The sequence below is a fragment of the Mycobacterium sp. E342 genome (genome assembly GCF_001667665.1).
In the GTDB taxonomy this organism is placed as follows: Bacteria; Actinomycetota; Actinomycetes; order Mycobacteriales; family Mycobacteriaceae; genus Mycobacterium.
Map to the genome: position 1 here is coordinate 1 of NZ_LZJM01000304.1, position 3,260 is coordinate 3,260.

Consider the following 3,260-nt stretch of genomic DNA (forward strand, 5'->3'; position numbering starts at 1 on the left):
AGCACCAGGTAGATCGCGCACACCCAGTACGGCGCCTCATGCCCGACGCTGGCCAACGCCACCAGCCCGACGGCCTGAATGCTGGCCGACCCGAGATTGGCCATCCCGCCGATCAGACCGAGCGTAAATCCCTTGAGCCGCTGCGGGAACAGGCCGTCGACTTTGGCCAGCGACGCGGAATAATTGCCGCCGCCCAGTCCGGTCAGCGCGGCGCACACCAGGTACGGCCACAAGGGCAGGCCGGGATGGGCCAACAGCGCCATCGCGCCTGCGGTGGGAACGAGCAGCACGGCCGCCGAGAACATGGTCCAGTTGCGTCCGCCGAACCAATTGGCTGCCATCGCATAAGGGATGCGCGCGAGCCCACCGACCAGGGAGGCGACGGCACCAATCAACAGCTTGTCGCCCGTCGAAAAGCCGTACACCGATTGCGGCATGAACAGCACCATCACCGACCACAGGTACCAAATCGAGAAGGCGACGTGGACGTTGACGATCTGCCACAACAAGTTCCGGCGAGCGATGGCGCGGTTCCCGTTGTCCCAGGCCGCGGGGTCTTCCGGGTCCCAGACCGCGATGCGATGAGAACGCGCCACGCGATATCTACCTTTCGGAGACGATGCCGCCGCGCCCGTTAGCCTGGCTCCCCGACCGCTCGGGGAGCTTGGCGTGGTCGGGCTGGTCAACAAATCAATGCTTGCCGATCCGGAAACGGTGCGGCCACGGTGATTTCGCCGCGGAGCCCGATGACGCGTCCGATCGCAGGTATCGGTGAAACCTGAACGGCCACTCGTCGTCCTCCACGTCACGTATGACTGCGCGCCTCGCCCGCCGGCGATGCTGAACCTTCCGCAGGAACCGTCGGCCACCGACATTGACCGGCAGTTGCGGCCTATCCCACGCCTCCTTCATCGAGTAAAACGCCGGTGCCGATACTTTACAACTTAAGATGGTCAACTTACAGGAGATTTCCAGACAACGTTGCGCCGTCTCCCCTTCGTGTCAACTCAAAAATCCGGCCGCAGGAACGCACCACCGGCAGGTCATCGCCCCTGCGCCACGACGGGCGCGGTGTGTACCGGCCCCTCCTGGATCGGCCTGACCTCCCCCGACGCGAGCACGGACCGCGGTCGCACGTACCGCACCCAAGCCAGGACAGCGGCCACGACATAACACGCCAGGAAGATCCAGTACGCCGGGGTCTCGGTACCGGCATGGTCGTAGGACTGCCGCAGGGCCATGTTGATTCCCACACCGCCCAGCGCACCGAACGCACCGGCGAAACCGATCAGTGTCCCCGACCTGACGCGCGCCCACTGCCGGCGCTCGGCGTCGTCAACCATCAGTTCCCGGCTGCGCGCATCGAAGACCGAAGGGATCAGTTTGTACACGGACCCCTTGGCCGCACCGGAAAAGATGAACAGCGCGATGAAGCCGACGATGTAGCCGGCCATGGTGAATACCGTCACCGGTTTGCCCGCGCCGCGGGTGAGGTCGTCGTGGGCGCTGACGACGACCAGGAATACCCCGCCCACGATCATGCAGATCAATAAGGCCACACTGACGCGGCCACCACCGAAGCGGTCGCTCAGCTTGCCGCCGACCACCCGCGCCACCGACCCCAACAGCGGCCCGGTGAAGGCGACCTCGGCGGCGTGCAGCGACGCCTGAGCGTGGCTCTGCCCACTGACGAAGAAGTTGTGCTGGAGCACCTGGCCAAAGGCGAACGCGAAACCGAGAAACGAACCGGAGCAACACAGATAGAGGAACGCGATACCCCAGGAGTCAGGCACCTGCAACACCTCTTTGAGGTGGCTCATATCGATGCGGTAATGGAGGTTGTCCATGAACAGCGCCGCGCCGACGCCGACGAAGGCGAGCAGCACCAGGTATATCGCACACACCCAGTACGGCGCCTCGTGCCCGACGGTGGCGAGCACGAACAAGCCGACCGCCTGGATCACCGCCGACCCGAGATTGGCGATCCCGCCCGTCAAGCCCAACGCGAAGCCCTTGAGCCGCTGCGGGAAGAACGCCTCGGCGGTGGACAGCGAGGCCGAGTAGTTGGCGCCGCCCAATCCGGTCAAGGCTGCGCAGACCAGGTACGGCCACAACGGCAGCCCCGGGTGGTTCAGGAGCACGATGGTTCCCGCGGTGGGAATCAGCAGTATGGCCGACGAGAACATCGCCCAATTGCGCCCGCCGAACCGTGCGCCCGCCATGGCGTAGGGGATGCGCGCGACCGCCCCGACCAACGACGCCGTGGCCCCCATCAGCAGCTTGTCGCCGGTCGAGAAACCGTAAGTCGACACCGGCATGAACAGCACCATCACCGACCACAGGTACCAGATGGAGAAGGCGACGTGCGCGGTGGCGATCGACCAGATCAGGTTGCGACGGGCGATGGCGCTGTTGCCGACGTCCCACGCGGCGACATCCTCTGGGTCCCAGTCCGGGATGCGTTGGGCACGCGTCATGCGGTAGTTACCTTTCACCGGTCACGTTGACCGCCATCGCGCTCGGTGGCGGCCGGTTCCATTGAGGCGATTGCCGATTCAGCATCGCGGGGTCGAGATCGATTCGCTGTCAGTGTTTTCGCATTGTCATCACGTGCGCGAGGTCATTCAGCCGTGAACGCCCGCGATTGGCCGGCCGCTCATTGGATCAACTTCCGATGGAACCATCGACGTCGGCGGTGACGCACAGTTGAAGCGGTTCCACCAACGTTGCGCGCCGCCGCCCACAGGTACGTCCCGGGCGGCAACCCGGTATGGCCAACCGACCGACAGTCAAATCGAATTGCGCGCGTTCGACAACTCGAATCACCCATTTACAGGACATTTCCAGCCAATCTCACCGATATGTCCAGTTACCAACCGCCCAAACAAATTTATACAGGAGCCGCCGTGAAAAACGCTCGGGTCTTTGATGTATGAATGGAACGGGCACGCCTAATCCGGGCACGCGAAGTCGGCTCAGGCAAGACACTCCACCAAGCGGATCGGCGACCCCTTTTGCCGGTAGCGGGAACCCCTTCGTCGGCACCGCCCACCAGAGGGTTTGCTGTCGCGGTCGGCCGTTGCGGCCGGCGGCGAACGATCGAAGCCGCGCCACTGGAGCGAGTCGTGCAGTTGGCGGTCGCCACTGAAGCGACGTACACATCTGAACGTACCGGTGAAGTTAGCTGGAAATCTCCTGTAAATGAGTGATTCGCGTTGCCGAATGCGCGCAATTCGGTTTAACTGCGAAGTAGGTAAACC

At 63.8% G+C, this 3,260-nt stretch carries 2 protein-coding genes; both read right to left on the bottom strand.

All coding sequences use genetic code 11. The features are described from left to right. Nucleotides 1-596: MFS transporter (locus A5692_RS25300; RefSeq protein WP_156766272.1), on the bottom strand; the 596-nt coding region annotated here is incomplete at its 3' end. A gap of 447 nt (nt 597-1,043) precedes the next feature. Further along, on the bottom strand, nt 1,044-2,477 hold the full coding sequence (locus A5692_RS25305; protein ID WP_068061594.1) for a nitrate/nitrite transporter: 1,434 nt from the start codon (nt 2,475-2,477) through the stop codon (nt 1,044-1,046). Nucleotides 2,478-3,260 lie beyond the last annotated feature (783 nt).